The sequence below is a fragment of the Janthinobacterium algoris genome, assembly GCF_051380935.1.
In the GTDB taxonomy this organism is placed as follows: Bacteria; Pseudomonadota; Gammaproteobacteria; order Burkholderiales; family Burkholderiaceae_D; genus Janthinobacterium.
The window spans coordinates 119,660-137,041 of the sequence record NZ_JBNYXZ010000009.1 but is presented as its reverse complement, the minus strand read 5'-3'; the positions used below and the strand labels follow the sequence as shown (position 1 = coordinate 137,041).

Annotated in this window: 15 protein-coding genes; 8 read left to right on the top strand and 7 right to left on the bottom strand. The window is 60.9% G+C overall.

The features are described from left to right. The first annotated feature begins 204 nt into the window (after positions 1-204). Genes ACQ4W7_RS15210 through ACQ4W7_RS15200 form a run of 3 tightly spaced genes read left to right on the top strand, consistent with a single transcriptional unit; the run spans position 205 to position 3,148 of the window. Entirely contained in the window at positions 205-1,305 is a 1,101-nt protein-coding gene (locus ACQ4W7_RS15210; protein ID WP_426074452.1) for an aromatic ring-hydroxylating oxygenase subunit alpha, read from the top strand. A 55-nt stretch (positions 1,306-1,360) separates the two neighbouring features. Beyond that, complete coding sequence (locus ACQ4W7_RS15205) at positions 1,361-2,284, top strand: DMT family transporter (RefSeq protein WP_436531496.1); 924 nt, start codon at positions 1,361-1,363, stop codon at positions 2,282-2,284. 12 nt (positions 2,285-2,296) lie between these two features. Further along, the gene (locus ACQ4W7_RS15200) at positions 2,297-3,148 is read left to right on the top strand and encodes a sulfurtransferase (RefSeq protein WP_436531494.1); all 852 of its coding nucleotides are present in this window, start codon (positions 2,297-2,299) and stop codon (positions 3,146-3,148) included. 46 nt (positions 3,149-3,194) lie between these two features. Here ACQ4W7_RS15200 and ACQ4W7_RS15195 read toward each other — a convergent pair whose 3' ends face one another. Both ACQ4W7_RS15195 and ACQ4W7_RS15190 read right to left on the bottom strand, forming a co-directional pair. Next, a complete protein-coding gene (locus tag ACQ4W7_RS15195; protein WP_436531492.1) occupies positions 3,195-4,937 on the bottom strand; it encodes an ABC-F family ATP-binding cassette domain-containing protein in 1,743 nt (580 codons plus the stop codon). Positions 4,938-5,213: 276 nt separating this feature from the next. After that, the gene (locus tag ACQ4W7_RS15190; RefSeq protein WP_051959370.1) at positions 5,214-5,972 is read right to left on the bottom strand and encodes a ZIP family metal transporter; all 759 of its coding nucleotides are present in this window, start codon (positions 5,970-5,972) and stop codon (positions 5,214-5,216) included. On the opposite strand from ACQ4W7_RS15190, the gene ACQ4W7_RS15185 reads away from it, so the two are divergent. Then, positions 5,884-6,084 (top strand): hypothetical protein, encoded by a 201-nt coding sequence (locus tag ACQ4W7_RS15185; protein ID WP_436531657.1) that lies wholly within the window; start codon positions 5,884-5,886, stop codon positions 6,082-6,084. The two genes, ACQ4W7_RS15190 and ACQ4W7_RS15185, sit on opposite strands and share 89 nt — an antisense overlap. Before the next feature lie 153 nt (positions 6,085-6,237). On the opposite strand, the gene ACQ4W7_RS15180 is transcribed toward ACQ4W7_RS15185, so the two are convergent. Further along, the gene (locus ACQ4W7_RS15180) at positions 6,238-7,122 is read right to left on the bottom strand and encodes a dienelactone hydrolase family protein (protein WP_426074447.1); all 885 of its coding nucleotides are present in this window, start codon (positions 7,120-7,122) and stop codon (positions 6,238-6,240) included. 28 nt (positions 7,123-7,150) lie between these two features. Continuing rightward, a complete protein-coding gene (gene polA, locus ACQ4W7_RS15175; protein ID WP_436531490.1) occupies positions 7,151-9,910 on the bottom strand; it encodes a DNA polymerase I in 2,760 nt (919 codons plus the stop codon). A 302-nt stretch (positions 9,911-10,212) separates the two neighbouring features. Between polA and ACQ4W7_RS15170 the strand changes: the two genes are divergently transcribed. The 3 genes from ACQ4W7_RS15170 (at position 10,213) to ACQ4W7_RS15160 (ending at position 12,442) form a co-directional block, all read left to right on the top strand. Next, on the top strand, positions 10,213-10,608 hold the full coding sequence (locus ACQ4W7_RS15170; RefSeq protein ID WP_426074445.1) for a hypothetical protein: 396 nt from the start codon (positions 10,213-10,215) through the stop codon (positions 10,606-10,608). Positions 10,609-10,691: 83 nt separating this feature from the next. Further along, complete coding sequence (locus ACQ4W7_RS15165) at positions 10,692-11,648, top strand: homoserine kinase (RefSeq protein WP_426074444.1); 957 nt, start codon at positions 10,692-10,694, stop codon at positions 11,646-11,648. Between the two features lie 2 nt (positions 11,649-11,650). Beyond that, positions 11,651-12,442, top strand: a complete 792-nt coding sequence (locus ACQ4W7_RS15160) for a BPSS1780 family membrane protein (RefSeq protein WP_426074442.1) — start codon at positions 11,651-11,653, stop codon at positions 12,440-12,442. 66 nt (positions 12,443-12,508) lie between these two features. Here the strand turns inward: ACQ4W7_RS15160 and ACQ4W7_RS15155 are convergent, their stop codons facing one another. Beyond that, positions 12,509-14,818, bottom strand: a complete 2,310-nt coding sequence (locus tag ACQ4W7_RS15155) for a UvrD-helicase domain-containing protein (protein WP_426074674.1) — start codon at positions 14,816-14,818, stop codon at positions 12,509-12,511. Between the two features lie 109 nt (positions 14,819-14,927). Between ACQ4W7_RS15155 and ACQ4W7_RS15150 the strand changes: the two genes are divergently transcribed. Then, positions 14,928-15,206: a hypothetical protein gene (locus tag ACQ4W7_RS15150; protein ID WP_426074673.1), complete on the top strand. Its 279-nt coding sequence runs from the start codon at positions 14,928-14,930 to the stop codon at positions 15,204-15,206. Here the strand turns inward: ACQ4W7_RS15150 and ACQ4W7_RS15145 are convergent. Together ACQ4W7_RS15145 and ACQ4W7_RS15140 are read right to left on the bottom strand one after the other, a co-directional pair. Further along, positions 15,203-16,057, bottom strand: a complete 855-nt coding sequence (locus tag ACQ4W7_RS15145) for a hypothetical protein (protein WP_436531487.1) — start codon at positions 16,055-16,057, stop codon at positions 15,203-15,205. The genes ACQ4W7_RS15150 and ACQ4W7_RS15145 overlap by 4 nt on opposite strands. Before the next feature lie 188 nt (positions 16,058-16,245). Further along, positions 16,246-17,352, bottom strand: coding sequence for an S-(hydroxymethyl)glutathione dehydrogenase/class III alcohol dehydrogenase (locus ACQ4W7_RS15140; RefSeq protein ID WP_426074671.1), 1,107 nt, complete (start codon positions 17,350-17,352; stop codon positions 16,246-16,248). Between the last annotated feature and the right edge of the window lie 30 nt (positions 17,353-17,382).

Genomic DNA, 17,382 nt, shown 5'->3' with positions numbered 1-17,382 from the left:
TGACAATGTTTCTCATTAATAGACTATTTTGCCGGAGGGGTTTGGCAATGCCGGGACCGATACGCGCTATAATCGCCGGTTCTGTCCGAAATACCGTTTCAACAAATTTGAATTCAGGTCTTTGCGGATTCTTTCTCTCTGTAGCGGTTGCCCAGGGATAGGCCTGGGGCACTGCTGACCGTTGTACATTTATGGGGGGTTGGGATGTCCGATCTGGCAACTCACGCCAAGCTGGCGCGTTCAAACGCGCAACTTCCGGTCCACGTCTATTTTGACGAAACGCTGTTGCAGCGTGAAATGCAGCAATTGTTCCAAGCCGGCCCGCGTTATGTCGGGCATGCGCTGATGGTGCCGGAAACCGGCGATTTTGCGACCCTGGCGTCTGAGAACGAAGGGCGCATGCTCGTGCGCAACGCCAATGGCATCGAAGTGCTGTCCAACGTGTGCCGCCACCGGCAGGCGCTGATGTTCAATGGCCGCGGCAATGCGAACCATATCGTCTGCCCGCTGCACCGCTGGACCTACGACCTCAAGGGTGAATTGATCGGCGCGCCGCACTTCCCCGAGACGCCGTGCCTGAACCTGTCGAAAACGCCGCTGCAAAGCTGGAATGGCTTGCTGTTCGAGCAAAATGGCTACAACGTGATGGAAAAATTGAAAGATTTGTCCGTCTCGAAAGACCTCGATTTTTCCGGCTATATGTTCGACCACGTGGAAATCCACGCGTGCGACTACAACTGGAAGACTTTCATCGAAGTTTACCTCGAGGATTATCACGTGGAACCGTTCCACCCGGGCCTGGGCAGCTTTGTCAGCTGCGACGACCTGCGCTGGGAATTCGGCAAGGATTACAGCGTGCAAACGGTGGGCGTGCACCGCGGCCTGCAGCAGGCCGGTTCCCCGGCATATAAAAAATGGCAGGAGCAAGTGCTGCAATTTCGCGGTGGCGAAGTGCCGCCGTATGGCGCCATCTGGCTGACCCTGTATCCGAACATCATGGTCGAATGGTATCCGCACGTGCTGATCGTCTCGACCCTGTGGCCGGACGGCCCGCAAAAGACGCGCAATGTGGTGGAGTTCTATTACCCGGAAGAAATTGTGTTGTTCGAACGCGACTTCGTCGAGGCAGAACGGGCCGCCTACATGGAAACCTGCGTCGAGGACGATGAAATCGCCCTGCGCATGGATGCGGGCCGCAAGGCCCTGATGGCGCGCGGCGAGAACGAAGTGGGGCCTTACCAGTCACCGATGGAAGATGGCATGCAGCACTTCCATGAGTGGTACCGCAACAATATCGAGCTGTAATTCCCTCAAGGGCCGCATTGCGCGGCCTTTTTCATTTTCGTCGTCAGGATTACTCATGCAGTCTTTGTGGATGTTATTCGCCAGTTTCATGTTTGCCATCATGGGCGTGTGCGTCAAACTGGCGTCGGACATGTATTCGACCTCCGAAATCGTCATGTACCGCGGCATCATCGGCATGACCGTCATGGGCTGCACGATTTTGTACCAGGGCGGCAGTTTTAAAACCACGATGCCGGGCCAGCATCTGTGGCGCGGCGTGGTGGGCGTGATCGCCCTGTGGCTGTGGTTTTATGCGATCGCCATCCTGCCGCTGGCCACCGCCATGACGCTCAATTACATGGCACCCATCTGGATCGCCGTGATCCTGCTGGCCGGTGGCTGGTGGAAAGGCATGCAGCAGGTCGAGTGGCCGCTGGTGGCCGCGATTGCCATGAGCTTTGTCGGCGTGACACTGCTGCTGCAACCCGTGTTCGAGTCGGACCAGCTGGCCGGCGCCATCACGGCCTTGATTTCCGGCATGCTCTCGGCCCTCGCCTACTTGCAGGTGCGCAAGCTGGGCTTGCTGGGCGAACCCGAATACAGGGTCGTGTTTTATTTCTCGGTCGTCAATTTCCTCGCTGGCGTGATCGGCCACGTAGCCAGCGCCGGCGGCGGTCCCGTCGTCTGGCACGCGCACACGAGCGGCTACGGCATCGGCTTGCTGGCCGCCATCGGCCTGTGCGCCACCATGGCGCAGATGGCCATGACGCGTGCCTATCGCTTGGGCAAGACCCTCGTTGTTGCTAATTTGCAATACACGGGCATCGTCTTTTCCAGCTTCTGGGGCGTAGTGATCTTTGGCGACCTGTTCGACTGGCATGGCTGGGCTGGCATCGGCATCATCCTCGCCTCCGGTATCGCGGCAACCTATTACAATACCCGCAACACGGCCCGTGGCGCCGCCATCGCGCGCACGGATCCCATCGCCAGCGAAGTGTAAGGAGTGATTACCTTGTATACGACCTTGATCAATAGCCACGAACTGGCCAGCCACCTGCAAGACAGCAACTGGGTCATCCTCGATTGCCGCCACGACTTGCTCAACCCCACGGCTGGCAGCGCTGCGTTTGCCGCCGGCCACATCCAGAACGCGCAGTTCGCCGATATCGACACGGCCCTGTCCGGCCCCAAGACGGCGCGCGGCGCGGACTTTACCGGCCGGCATCCCTTGCCGGATCGCAATGTCCTGCTGGCCACCTTGCGCGACTGGGGTATCAATGACGACACGCAAGTCGTCGCCTATGACGGCCAGGGCGGCATGTTCGCCGCCCGTGTGTGGTGGCTGCTGCGCTGGGTCGGCCATCCGGCCGTCGCCGTGCTCGACGGCGGCCTGGCCGCTTGGCAGGCGCAAAGCTTGCCGCTGGTCACGCCCGTGGCAACGCGCGCAGCGGGCAAGCTCACGGAAAAGCCCAGCCTGACGCGCACGGTCAGCGTGCAGGACGTGATTGAGAACCTGAAAACCCAGGCCTTGAGCGTCATCGACGCGCGCGCCCCCGACCGTTATCGCGGCGAAAACGAAACCATCGACCCCGTGGGCGGCCACATCCCCGGCGCGAAAAACCGTTTCTTCAAGGATAACTTGCAGGCGGATGGCCGTTTTAAAAGCGCCGACGAACTGCAGCGCGACTTCAGCGCCTTGATAGCCTCACCGCAAACGGCCATCCTGCAGTGCGGCTCCGGCGTGACGGCGTGCCACAACTTGCTGGCCCTGGAAGTGGCCGGCCTGCCTGGCGCCGCCCTGTATCCCGGTTCGTGGAGCGAATGGTGCGCCGATCCGGCACGGCCGGTGGCGACGGGCAACTAAATAGTGGCGGACCATGCGGCCCGCCATTTTTTTCACCCTTGGATAGCTACGACCTTATCCCCAGCGCTTGATTCAGCCGTTCCAGTTCCGCCTGCCACGCCAGCTGGCTGGACGGCTTCTGGTGGCGCGGCTTGCGGGCCAGGTCCTCGGCCAGCAATTGCTCCAGTTCGCACAAGCGCTCGAGTTGCAGATCGACATCGGTTTGCGCTGAAACAGGCGACGCGAGCTCCAGGCGCGCCACCGGTAACGACGCCTGCCCATCTTCCGCGCTCAGGCGTGCATACGCGCTGGCGGCATCCGGCCACTCTTCCAGCTGGCCATCGGCCACCACCCAGTAACGGTTGCACGCCGCCTCGATCAGGTCGCGGTCGTGCGACACCAGCAGACAGCCTCCTTCAAAGCCGCGCAGGGCTTGCCCCAGTTCCGCCTTGCCCTGCATGTCCAGGTGGTTGCTGGGTTCGTCCAGCAGCAGCAAGTGATAACTGGCCAGGGACAGCCCCAGAAACAGCAGCCGCGCCCGCTCGCCGCCGCTCAGGGTCGCCACCGTCTGGCCATGGCGCGCATACGGGAAGCCGGCCGCAATCAAGGCTTGCTTGCGCGCCACCTGACTACGCGCCGCCTCGTTTTGCACGGCAAACGGATACAAGGCATCGGACAAATCCGCATCGTCGGCCAGCTGCTTGAGCGACTGGTCGTAATAGCCGATATGGGCGGCGCGGTGATAGCATAAGTCAGCCCGCTCGTCCTGCGCCTGTATCGCTTGCCAGCACAGGCGCAGCAGGGACGATTTGCCGCTGCCGTTGGCGCCCAGCAAGGCGACCCTGTCGCCCGGTTTCAGCCACAGCTGGCCGACCTGGAACAGCAGCGGCGAAGCAGGTACGGCGCGCACGTCCAGCCCATCGAGCGCCAGCAGTTGGTCGGCCGCCAGCGCCTTGCCACGCAGGCTCAAGCACCAGGGCGCGCCATCGCTGACGAACGATTGCTCGTCCTGCAACTTGTCGATGCGCCGCTGCATGCTTTTAGCCTTGCGCGCCATGCCGACGTTATCGTAAATCTTGCCCCACAGTGCCAGGCGAGTGCTGCTGACGGCCAGGCGGTCGATTTCCTTCTGTTCGGCCGTATGCCGGGCGGCAGCGGCCACGTCCGCCTCGGCCAGCGCCGCCAGCGCGGGGCCGCACGGCAAGTCGAAATCGTAGAGGCGGCTATCGCGCAAGATCCAGCTGCGTGTGGTCACGTTGTCGAGCAGGCGCTGGTCGTGCGAGACGAGGATGAAGGCGCCGCGCCATGTCAACAGGAATTGCTCCAGCCACAGCAGCGACGGCAAGTCCAGGTGATTGCTCGGTTCGTCCAGCAGTAGCACGTTCGGCTCTTGCAGCAAGGCTCTTCCCAGCAGCAATCGCGTGTGCTGGCCGCCGGACAAAGAATGCACGGGCACTTGCGCCGTCTCGACGTCAAAACCCAGTTCGGCCAGCAGGCTGTCGACCCGCCAATGCAGCTCGGGCTGCTCCAGCACGGGCGCCAGCAAGGCGTCGTACAGGCTCAGGCTGGCAAGTTCGGCCGGCAAATGCTGCTCCACGTGCTGCAGGCGGCAGGCACGGGCGACATGGATGGTGCCGGACGTCGCTTCCCGCCTGCCGCTGAGCAAGCCCAGCAAGGTGGATTTGCCGCAGCCATTGTGGCCGATCAGGCCGATGCGGTCGCCCTGGCGCAAGGTAAAGGCGAGTTCGTTGAAGAGGAAACCGTCGTGGGTATCCAGCTGTAAAGCTTGGGTAGAGATAAGGGTAGTCATGGCTCTTGTCTTTGTTCGGGATGCAAGCATCCGCGTTAACAGGAGCGCTAACGACAACGGAGTACCAGGAAAGGACTCGTCTAGGAGGGTAACTTTGCTCTGGCCAGGTTATCGCAGCGCGATAGAACGTGGGCAAGAGCTGGCAAATGCGCTTAAAGAGCGTGCGCGCCACAAGGCGAGCAACAAGTTTTCTTCCATTATATTTTCCTCCTTTCTGTTCAAGTTAGTCAAAAAGGCAATATAGCATAGGTAGCACTGCGCCGGTAGAACGGCGCATCAACCGCCGTGGCGCTTATGCGTCAGGAACAGCACGATGCACACGCCCAGCGCGATCAACAGCACTTGCGGAATGGTTTCGCGCAGGGTGGCGCGGCGCTGCATCTGCGGCATCAGGTCGCTCAAGGCGATATAGATAAAGCCGGACGAGGCGAACACAAGCACGTAAGGAATCAAATTGCTGGCGCGGTCCAGGGTGAAATAGCCGAGCAAGCCACCGGCCACCGCCATCAGGCTGCACAGCAGATTGAAGATGTAGGCGCGCAGGCGCGAGAAACCCGCATTGAGCAGCACGATGAAATCGCCGATTTCCTGCGGGATTTCATGCGCGATGATGGCCAGGCCCGTCACCAGGCCCAGCTTCGGGTCGGCCAGGAAGGCGGCGGCGATCAGGATGCCATCCGTGAAATTATGCATGCCGTCGCCGACCAGGATCATCCAGCCGGCCTTGCCCGCCTCGTGCTTGTCGTGGCCGTGCGCATGGTGGTGGCCGTCGCCTTCATGGTGGTGCGAATGGCGCAGGATGGCGAATTTTTCCAGCATGAAAAAGGCCAGCAAGCCCGCCAGCAGGGTGGCGAACAGGCTGCGCGGATCGGCCTGCGACTCGAACGCTTCGGGCAAGGCGTGCAGCAGGGACGTCGACAACATGATGCCAACGGACAAGCTGACCATGCGCTCGACCACTTTGGACAAGAATGCAAACGAAAAGATCGCCGCCGCAGTAATGCTCAACACGCCCGCGATTGTGGTCGCGAGCAAAATGGATATAAGGACGGGATCGATGATTTTCTTACCTCAAAATGGCGCCGGGTCACTGGCGCCCGCAATACTGGCGTCTGGCCTGATGAATGCGTTGTTATCTGTTATTTAATTTTTTGCGCGTTTGGCGGCAGCGTAGCGCGATGAAGATGCAATTGTACTGCATTGACGCGAACCGGGCATTTTACAGCCCGGTACGCCTTTCGCGGCAACTGATGAAAAACTGTGACAATCAGGCACTTTTAGCGCCATTCAGCTGGCAACCTCAGGCAACGCCATGCTTTTTAAACCAGGCTAAACAACGCGCATAGCCGTCTTTCGCATCGGCCGCCACATAGCTGGGCCGGTAATCGGCGTTGAAGGCGTGGCCCGCATCGGGGTAGACGACAAATTCCGACTTGTTGCCACCCTTGGCCAGCGCGTCCTGCATCTTGCCGATCGATTCCTGGCTGATGCCCGTATCCTTGCCGCCATACAAGCCCAGCACGGGAACTTTCAAGCTGGCGGCGATATCGATGGGGTTGCTCGGCTGCAAGGAGGTCGGTTCACCCACCAGGCGGCCATACCAGGCCACGCCCGCCTTGACGGCCGGATTGTGCGCCGCGTAGAGCCAGGTGATGCGGCCGCCCCAGCAAAAACCCGTAATGCCCAGGCGGCTCGTGTCGCCGCCATTCTGTTTCGCCCACGCAACAACAGCATCGAGGTCCGTCATCACCTGCGCGTCCGGCGTCTTGGCGATGATGCCTTTCATCAATTCCGGGATGCTGCCCACCTTGGTAGGGTCGCCCTGGCGCACGAACAAATCGGGCGCCAGCGCCAGATAACCCTGTTTGGCGAAACGGCGCGCCATGTCGGCAATATGTTCATGCACGCCAAAAATTTCCGAAATGACCAAGACCACGGGCAAGCCCGTCTTGCCCTGTGGTTGCGCCGCATACACGGGCACGGCCTGACCATCCACCATGACGGACACGCTGGCCGTGACGAGTCCGACGGAATCGGTCTTGATGACGTTTTGCGCCGCCACGGGCAATACGGCCACGGCAAAGCCCGTACCCAGTGCCACCTTCAGGAAACCACGCCGGCCATCGGGCCCGGACAAGCTGCTCTGGCCCAGCAAACTTTCACAATCGGTGATCATGTCGCTCATGCGTTTCTCCTGAAGGGTGTGTTGAAATTTAGTGCGCTTCGTCCCAATTTTTACCGATACCTACCTCCGCCGTCAGCGGTACTTTCAACTCAGCCACGCCCGCCATCAGCTCCGGCAGCTTGCGCTTGACCAATTCCAGCTCGGCGTCCGGCACTTCCAGCACCAGTTCATCGTGCACCTGCATGATCATCTTCGTTTGCAAGCCGTCGGTTTCCAGCCAGCCTTGCACGGCGATCATGGCCAGCTTGATCAGGTCGGCAGCCGTGCCCTGCATCGGTGCGTTGATGGCGGCCCGTTCGGCCCCCTGGCGGCGCGGACCGTTGGGTGAATTAATCTCCGGCAACCACAGACGGCGGCCGAACACGGTTTCCACGTAGCCGCGCGCCTTGGCTTGCTGGCGCGTGTCTTCCATATACTGTTTCACGCCGGAAAAACGCGCGAAGTAACGGTCGATATAGCTTTGCGCGGCCGTGCGGTCCACGCCCAGGTTACCGGCCAGGCCAAACGCGCTCATGCCGTAGATCAAACCGAAGTTGATGACTTTGGCGTAGCGGCGCTGTTCGCTCTGTACTTCCGCGGCCGGCACGCCAAAGATTTCAGCGGCCGTGGCGCGGTGAATGTCGATGCCGTCGGCAAATGCGCGCAGCATGGCTTCATCGCCCGAGATATGCGCCATGATGCGCAATTCGATCTGCGAATAGTCGGCCGAGACGATATGGCTGCCCGGTGGCGCAATGAAGGCTTCGCGGATGCGACGGCCTTCCGCGCTGCGGATGGGAATATTCTGCAAGTTCGGGTCGTTCGACGCCAAGCGCCCCGTCACAGCCACGGCTTGCGCATAGTTCGTGTGCACGCGCCCGGTGGTAACGTTGATCATCTTCGGCAATTTGTCCGTGTAGGTCGATTTCAGCTTGGCCATGCCGCGGTATTCCAGCAACACTTTCGGCAGCGGATAATCCTCGGCCAGCTTTTGCAAGACTTCTTCATCCGTCGATGGCGCACCCGTCGGCGTCTTTTTCACCACCGGCAGTTTCAGCTTTTCAAAGAAGATTTCGCCGATCTGCTTGGGTGAGCCTAAATTAAACGGCTGCTCGGCCAGTTCATACGCCTTCTTTTCCAGCTCAAGAATTTTCACGGCCAGCTCGGCCGACTGAATGTTGAGCAACTCGTCGTCGATCAGCACGCCGTTGCGCTCGATTTTTTGCAAGACCACGGCCGTCGGCATCTCGATCTTTTCATAGATGAAGGTGAGCTTTTCATCGTTCGCCACGTTGCCCCACATGGCATTGTACAAACGCAAGGTCACATCGGCATCCTCGGCCGCATATTTCGCCGCCTGCTCCACTTCCACCTGATTAAAGGTAATTTGCTTGGCGCCCTTGCCGCACACGTCCTCGAAGGGGATGGTCGTGTAGTTCAGGTGACGCAGGGCCAGGCTGTCCATGTCGTGCTTTTTGTGCGATTCGAACACATACGATACCAGCAGGGTATCGTGGGTGATGCCGCGCAACGTCACGCCATGGTTGGCGAAGATATGGCTGTCGTATTTCAGGTTCTGGCCCAGCTTGGGTTTGTTTGCATCTTCCAGCCACGGGCGCAATTTCGCCAGCACGTGTTCGCGCGTCAACTGTTCCGGCGCGCCCGCGTAATCGTGGGCCAGCGGAATGTAGCAGGCGGCGTGCTCGGCAACGGAGAGGGAAATACCGACCATTTGCGCCGTCATCGGTTCCAGCGAGGTGGTTTCCGTGTCCACGGCGCTCAAAGGCGCCGCATCGATCAGGGCGATCCATTTATCCAGCTGTTCATCCGTCAGGACGGTTTCATACACGGCTTCCACCACTGGAGCGGCATCGGCAAACATGTCGCCCGTCGTGTTGGCCGCAGCGCCACCGGCGACAGGTGCGCCGACAGGCGACATCGGCGGCGGTGCCGCGCCCAGTTCGCGCAGCAGGGCCTTGAAGCCATAGCGGTTGAAGAAAGCCAGCAGCGCTTCCTTGTCTTCGTGTTTCGCCACCAGCGAGTCGGCGATCGTCGTCATATGCTGCGACAAATCGCAATCGGTCTTGACAGTGATCAAGGCGCGCGCCTGCGGCAGCCATGGCAGGGCCGTGCGCAGGTGTTCGCCCACGGCGCCGCCCACCTTGGCAGCGTTGTCCATGACGCCTTCCAGGCTGTCGTACAAGGTCAGCCACTTGACGGCCGTCTTCGGGCCGCATTTCGACACGCCCGGCACGTTATCGACCGTATCGCCGATCAGCGACAAATAATCGATGATGCGGTTCGGCGGCACGCCGAACTTGGCCAACACGGCCGCTTCGTCAAGCTTTTCATTGCTCATGGTATTGATCAGGGTCACCTGGCTGTTGACCAGCTGCGCCAGGTCCTTGTCGCCCGTCGACACCACCACGTTCATGCCGGCCGCCGCCGCCTGCACGGCCAAAGTCCCAATCACGTCATCGGCTTCCACGCCGTCGACCATCAAGATCGGCCAGCCCATGGCGCGCACGGCTTCATGGATCGGTTCGATCTGCAGGCGCAGGTCGTCCGGCATCGAGGCGCGCGTGGCCTTGTATTCGGGATACATGTCGTCGCGGAAAGTTTTACCCTTGGCATCGAACACGCAGGCGATGTAGGCGGCCGGGTAATCGGCGCGCAGGCGGCGCAGCATGTTGACCATGCCGTGCATGGCGCCCGTGGGATAGCCGTCCGGACTGCGCAAGTCGGGCAGCGCATGGAAGGCACGATAAAGGTAACTGGAACCGTCGACTAACAGCAGGGTGTTTTGCATAATGCCAATAAAATAAGGTGAGCCGCGCCAGCCGGGGAAAGAGCGGCAGACGGGTGAAATATCGTCCAATTATCGCAGAGTTTAGGCCCGCGCCACCGGCCACGACGCGTGCCGTTCCTGGCGTTTTTGCCACCCTGGCGCCCCGTGCGGGCGCGCAGGCTGCCACTGCCAGCCATTTCCGCGCATTTAATCAGCCGTATTAAACAGCATTGCCTACCAGTTTGTTACAATGCCTGATAGATAAATTGACGGCATTACACCACTGCACGCGCTGCAGTCCCACACATGGAAGCGAACCCATCATGATGCGTACATCGACACTCTGGACATTCCTCGCCCTGCCCCTGCTGGCATGTTCGGCCCTTGCCAGCGCCCAGACGCCGGCAAAACCGAGCGAAGCGCCGCCACAACTGGAACGCATCGAGGAAATGGGCGAAGCACCCATCACCGTGGCACCGGCCGCAGCCAAGCAGCAGATTACCGAAAAACGCGAAGCGGGCGTCACCAGCGAAGTCAAAGTCACCAGCGGCGGCAGCACTTATTACATGAAGCCGGCCGCCGGCGCCGACCAGGCCCACGGCAATGCCCTGCGCGGCCCGCAATGGAAAGTGCTGGAATTCGACCTGGGCAAGAAGAAACAGAAACAACGCGACGAAGAGGCAGCGGACGCGCCAGCACCGCCCGCAACAGCGAAGTAAGCAGCCACTCTCTTCTGCCCTTCCCCGGCCACCTGCGGGGCAGCCGGCTTTTTTTGACCTTTTAGACCATTCCTCTCTTTCCCATGGCAGTTTTTACCGCGCTACACCTGGACGATATCGGCCAATGGATCACGCAGTTTCCACTCGGCAAACCTCTGGCGCTCAAGGGCATCGCATCCGGCATCGAAAACAGCAATTTCTTCCTGAGCACGGAGCGCGGCGAGTATGTGCTGACGATCTTTGAAAACCTCAGCTTCGAGCAATTGCCGTTTTACCTGCAACTGATGCGTCATTTGGCGGACCGGGGCGTGCTGGTGCCCGCGCCGATCGCCAATGCCGATGGCGCACTGGTGACGGCCTTGCAAGGCAAGCCGGCCGCCATCGTCAGCAAACTCGACGGCAGCTCGCAGATGGCGCCGCAAGCCGTGCATTGCGCGGCTGTCGGCGCCATGCTGGCGAAGATGCACCTGGCAGGACGCGATTTCCCCCTGCAGCAGCCGAATTTGCGGGGCCTGGACTGGTGGAACACCACCACGCCGCTGGTCTTGCACCACCTCGACGATGCCAGGGCGCATCTGCTGCGCGCGGAAATCCATTTCCAGGATGCCTTTGCGGCCTGCGATACGTATAAAGCCATTCCGCGCGGTCCCGTGCATGCCGACTTGTTCCGCAACAATGTCATGTTTGACGGTGAGCAACTGACGGGCTTTTTCGACTTTTACTTTGCCGGTTGCGACACCTGGCTGTTCGATGTCGCCGTCACCGTCAACGATTGGTGCATCAACCTGGCCACGGGCGTGCTCGACACGCTGCGCGTGCGCGCCCTGCTCGACGCCTACCGGGCCGTGCGCCCGTTCACGCACGAAGAACAGACGGCATGGCAAGCGATGCTGCGCGCCGCCGCGCTGCGCTTCTGGCTGTCACGCCTGTACGATTATTACCAGCCGCGCGAAGCGGAAATGCTGACCCCGCACGATCCGGCGCATTTCGAACGCATTCTGCGCGAACGTATCGCCACACCTGCTCCGGAACTGTTTTAAACATGGAAAAATTACCTGCAAGTACAGGTTGGCAATGGGTGAAGCAAGGCTTCGCCCTGTTTCGCAAGCAACCTGGCGGCATGTCGATGCTGTTTCTCGGCTATATGTTCTGCATGCTGGCCGTCAGCATCGTACCCGTGCTCGGTCAGATGCTGCCCGTCATCCTGGTACCCGTGTTTTCCGTGGCCTTCGTGCAAGGCTGCCTGAATATCGACCAGGGCAAGCGCGTCCTGCCCAGCCTGTTGATCTCGGGCTTTCGCAAGCCGGCCTTCCCGGCCCTGTTCGGCCTAGGCGTGCTGTACATCCTGATGGCCATTGTTGCCATCGGCGCGTCGACCCTGGTGGACGACGGCTTGCTGTGGCAACTGGTCACCGGGCAACTGACGGAAGAAGCGGCGCGCACCGCCATTCCCGAATCGCGCCTGGGCCTGGGCATCCTGCTGGCCATCGTGCTGTATGTGCCGGCCGCCATGGCCTTCTGCTTTGCCGCGCCGCTGATCTACTGGCAAAAAACCGGCCTGGGCAAGTCGCTGTTCTTCAGCTTTTTCGCCGTCTGGCGCTCGCTGTCGGCCTTCATCGTCTTCGCCGCCACCTGGTTCGCCATCAGCGTCGTCACCAGCCAGTTGCTGGCCGTCATCTTTGGCCGCACGCCGCTGATGATGCAGCTGATGATGCCGCTGTCGATGATACTCACCATCATCATGCATTGCTCGTTCTACGCCGCCTACCGCCAGATCTTCGGCGTGCCGGTCGATGACAGCAAGACAGTGTCGCTGGACAAGCCGAACGACTGATTCCGACTCTTCATAAAAAAAAGGCAGCCTGCGCAGGCTGCCTTTTTTTATTGATGCTCGGCTAACTTAGCGGCCCAATCGCTCCAGCTTGGCTATCCCCAGGTCCAGCACCTTCATGCCGTGCTGTCCGAAATTGATTTGCGCGCGCGCATTGCCGCCACCGCCTTCGATATTGACGATCACGCCTTCGCCAAACTTGGCGTGCGCCACCGATTCACCGATGCGCCAGCCGCCGCCCGTGGCTTTTTGCGCGATCTTTTGCGCAATCGCATTATCCGAACCCAGGCTGGCCACGCGCGGTGCCTCATCCCAGGCCGACTTGCGGTTGCCGAACCAGTTCGCCTGCACCTTCGGCGACAGCCATTTCAACGCTTCTTCCGGCAATTCATCGAAGAAGCGCGACTTCATGTTGTAGCGCGTTTGGCCATGCAGCATGCGCGTCTGCGAAAAGCTCATGTACAGACGCTTGCGCGCGCGCGTGATCGCCACGTACATCAGCCGGCGTTCCTCTTCCACGCCGTTATCTTCCTTCGAGCTGCTTTCGTGCGGGAACAGGCCCTCTTCCAGGCCCGTAATGAACACGTTGTCGAATTCCAGGCCCTTGGCCGAGTGCACGGTCATCATCTGCAGCGCATCCTGGCCCGCCTGCGCCTGGTTATCGCCCGCTTCCAGCGACGCGTGCGACAGGAAGGCGGACAGAGGCGACATCACGGCCGGCAGCGGTGCGTCGGCGTCCAGAATCTCGATGCCATCCTGGTTGACGACGGGCGCGCCCGACTGCGCCTGGGCGGCAGGCCCCAGGTGGGCCGGTGCCGCCTGGCCGAAACCTTCTTCGGAAACGAACTGGCTGGCCGCGCTGACCATCTGTTCCAGATTCTCGATGCGGTCGGCGCCTTCCTTTTCATTCTGATAATGCTGCAGCAAGGTACTCGCTTCCAGCACCACTCTGACCATTTCCGGCAGCGACAATTGCTGCGTCTCGAAACGCACGCCTTCGATCAGCTTGACGAAGCCGGCCAGCACGCTGCCCGCCTTGCCCGCCACATAGGGCACGGATGCGTACAGCGAAATGCCGTACTGTTCCGACGCGGCCTGCAATTGCTCGATCGAGCGCATGCCGATACCGCGCGTGGGGAAATTGACCACGCGCAAGAAAGCCGAATCGTTGTGCGGATTGTCCATCAATTGCAAATAAGCAATCGCGTGCTTCACCTCGGCGCGCTGGAAGTAGCGCTGGCCGCCGTACACATGGTACGGAATCGCCGCCGAGAACAGCGCATGTTCGATCACGCGCGACTGCGCATTCGAGCGGTACAAAATGGCGATCTCACTGCGCGAGGCACCATCGGCGATCAGGCTTTTCGCCTCTTCGATGATCCACTGCGCTTCCTGCAAGTCGGAACTGGCTTCATACACGCGCACCTGCTCGCCATGGCCCGCGTCCGTGCGAAGATTCTTGCCCAGGCGCTTGCTATTGTTCGCAATCAACACGTTAGCGCTGTCGAGGATGTGGCCGTGCGAGCGGTAGTTCTGCTCCAGCTTGATCAAGTTCTTGACCTGAAACTCGTGCTCGAAGGCGCTCATATTGCCCACGTTGGCGCCGCGAAACGCGTAAATGCTCTGGTCATCGTCACCCACGGCAAACAGGGCGCCGCCATCGCGGCTGCCGTGTCCGGCCAGCAACTTGAGCCAGTTGTATTGCAGGTTGTTGGTATCCTGGAACTCGTCCACCAGGATGTGGCGGAAGCGCGCCTGATAGTGCTCGCGCAGCGGCTGGTTGCGGCTCAGCAATTCATACGTGCGCAGCAGCAATTCGGCAAAATCGACCACGCCTTCGCGCTGGCACTGGTCGTCGTACAGCTGGTACAGCTCGACCATCTTGCGCTCGTGCGCGTCGTACGCTTCCACGTCCGTGGCGCGCAAGCCCTGGTCCTTGGCATTGTTGATGAAATACATCACCGTCTTCGGCGGGAATTTTTCATCGTCAATATTGTTTGCCTTCAACAAGCGCTTGATCACCGACAACTGATCCTGCGAATCGAGGATCTGGAAGGTCTGCGGCAAGGCCGCATCGCGGTAGTGCGTGCGTAGCAAGCGGTTGCACAGGCCGTGGAAGGTGCCGATCCACATGCCGCGCGTGTTGATCGGCAGCATGGCCGACAGGCGCGTGAGCATTTCCTTGGCGGCTTTATTCGTAAAGGTCACGGCCAGGATGCCGGGCGGCGATACCTGCTGGGTCTGGATCAGCCACGCGATGCGGGTGGTCAGCACGCGGGTCTTGCCCGAACCGGCGCCAGCCAGGATCAGCGCATGCTGGGCCGGCAAAGTGACGGCAGCCAATTGTTCGGGATTGAGGTTGTGAAGAAGATTTTGCATGCCGTGATTATACCGGCATGGCTAAAAATACTGTGCATTTGTCCAGCGGTCGCGCCAGTTTTCCATGTGCGCGCTACAATCGGCGTCCCGACACAGCGGCCTGTATCCCATGACACCACCCACTCACCTCGACGGCGCCCGCGTACTGGCCTGGGCCTGGTCCGACCTGCCCTTCGGTCACGTCGCCGATGAGCATGGTGGCGCCGGCCCCATCGCCATCCACGGCCTGGCCGTGTGCCGCTACGGCGACGAGGCGCGCGTCTACCGTTTCTGCTGCGATGCACGCTGGGACACGGTGCAGGATGAGGTGTATGCCAGCGAAGACGAGGCCAGGCAGCAGTTGCCGGCGCAATACCGGGCCGTGGCCGCCATTTGGCGTCAAGTCTAGCGCACCAATTTTGCCTTGCCTTCGCTAAGCGCCTGGGCGATCACCTGGCGCGTGGTCTTGTCCGCGATCTTGACGACTTTTTCCTGCTGGCGGCCCAGGTCGCCCATTTGCTTGCCCAGCGCTTCCATCGGCTTGCTGCGCTGCTCCATCTGGCGCGACATCTGCTCCACTTTCTCGGCCTCGCGCTCGTGCACGTCGGCGATACGGTCGTTGATCTCTTCCATCTCTTCCTGCGCATCTTCCATCTGCTGCTGTAAGCGTTCCACGTCGCGCTCGGCCGCGCGGCGCGCCGTGTCGCTCGTTGCCAGCGCCTGGCGGCGCGAGGCATCGCCGAGCTTGCGGCCCAGCTCCTGCTGCTGGCGGCCCAGCGCACGCAGCTGTTCCGACTCGCGCGCGCTACCGTTCGCCTGGCTGCGGGCGCCCATCTTGCGACCCATTTCACCCATGGCCTTGCCATGCGCATCCATTTGATCGCCGAGCGCAGTCATCTCCTTGCCGATCTGTTTCGAGGGCTGCCATGCCGTACGCACCTTGCCCAGCAAGGCAGCATCCTGCAGCACGTAAGCCCGCCCCTGGTCGCGGAACCATAGGAATGGCCCCTTGATCGAGCGCTTGAGCTTTTCCACCTGCTGCGAGTGAATATCGCTGTCGACGACGATGACACCCTCGCTATCGCTGGCGCCATCGACCAGCGCATAGCTTTCGCCCTTGTCGAGCGAACGGCTGACCTGCACGCTGGGCGCGGCAGGTGCGGCCGGTGGCGCGGGCGGCTGCGGCGGCTGCACGGCCAGCGCGCTGCCGCCAAGCAAGATACCGGCCAAGCTGAGGATCAAACGATAGGAAGTGGACATGGCTGCCTCGTCGCAAAAGTAGTGGAGCGTTGACTTTAGCGGTGGATGGATCACGGCTCCAGCGTGGTGCGACAGGCTGCACAAAGGCAGGTCTGGATGGCAGGCTTGCGCGATGAATGGCAAACCACGGACGAAAAAAACGGAGGCCGCAGCCTCCGCAAAAACGCCGTGGTACGGCGTATCTGAAATCAGTACAGCACGACGGAGCGGATCGATTCGCCGCTCTTCATCAAGTCGAAACCCTGGTTGATATCATCGAGCTTCAGGCGGTGCGTGATCAAATCATCGATATTGAGCTTGCCTTCCATATACCAGTCAACGATCTTCGGCACGTCCGTGCGGCCGCGTGCACCACCGAAAGCCGAACCTTTCCACACGCGCCCCGTCACCAGCTGGAATGGACGGGTGGAGATTTCCTGGCCGGCCGCCGCCACGCCGATGATGATGGACTGGCCCCAGCCCTTGTGGCAGCACTCGAGCGACTGGCGCATGGTGGTGGTGTTGCCGATGCATTCAAACGAATAATCGGCGCCGCCGTCAGTCAGCTGCACGATGGTGTCGACCACGTTTTCCACCTCGTTGGCGTTGACGAAATGCGTCATGCCGAACTTGCGCGCGATGGCCTGGCGCGCCGGGTTGATGTCCACGCCGATGATTTTATCGGCGCCGACCATCTTCGCTGCCTGGATCACGTTCAGACCAATGCCACCCAGGCCGAACACCACCACGTTGGCGCCCGCTTCCACCTTGGCGGTAAACAGCACGGCGCCCACGCCCGTCGTCACGCCGCAACCGATGTAGCAGACCTTGTCGAATGGCGCGTCTTCACGAATCTTGGCCAGGGCGATTTCCGGCACGACGATGTAGTTCGAGAAGGTGGACGTGCCCATGTAGTGGAAGATGGGTTGACCGTCGATGGAAAAGCGCGAGGTCGCGTCCGGCATCAGGCCACGGCCTTGCGTGGAGCGGATGGACTGGCACAGATTGGTTTTCTGCGACAGGCAGAACTTGCACTGGCGGCATTCCGGCGTGTACAAGGGGATGACGTGGTCATCCTTTTTCAGGCTCTTCACGCCCGGGCCCACGTCGACGACGATGCCTGCGCCTTCATGACCGAGGATAGCCGGGAAGATGCCTTCCGGATCGGCGCCCGACAGGGTGTAGTAATCGGTGTGGCAAATGCCGGTGGCCTTGATCTCGACCAGTACTTCACCCTCGCGCGGGCCGGCCAGGTCGACTTCTTCGACGCTCAAAGGGGCGCCCGCCTTCCATGCAATCGCTGCTTTGGTTTTCATGTGTGTCCTGTGGTGTGTCCTGCGTATGGT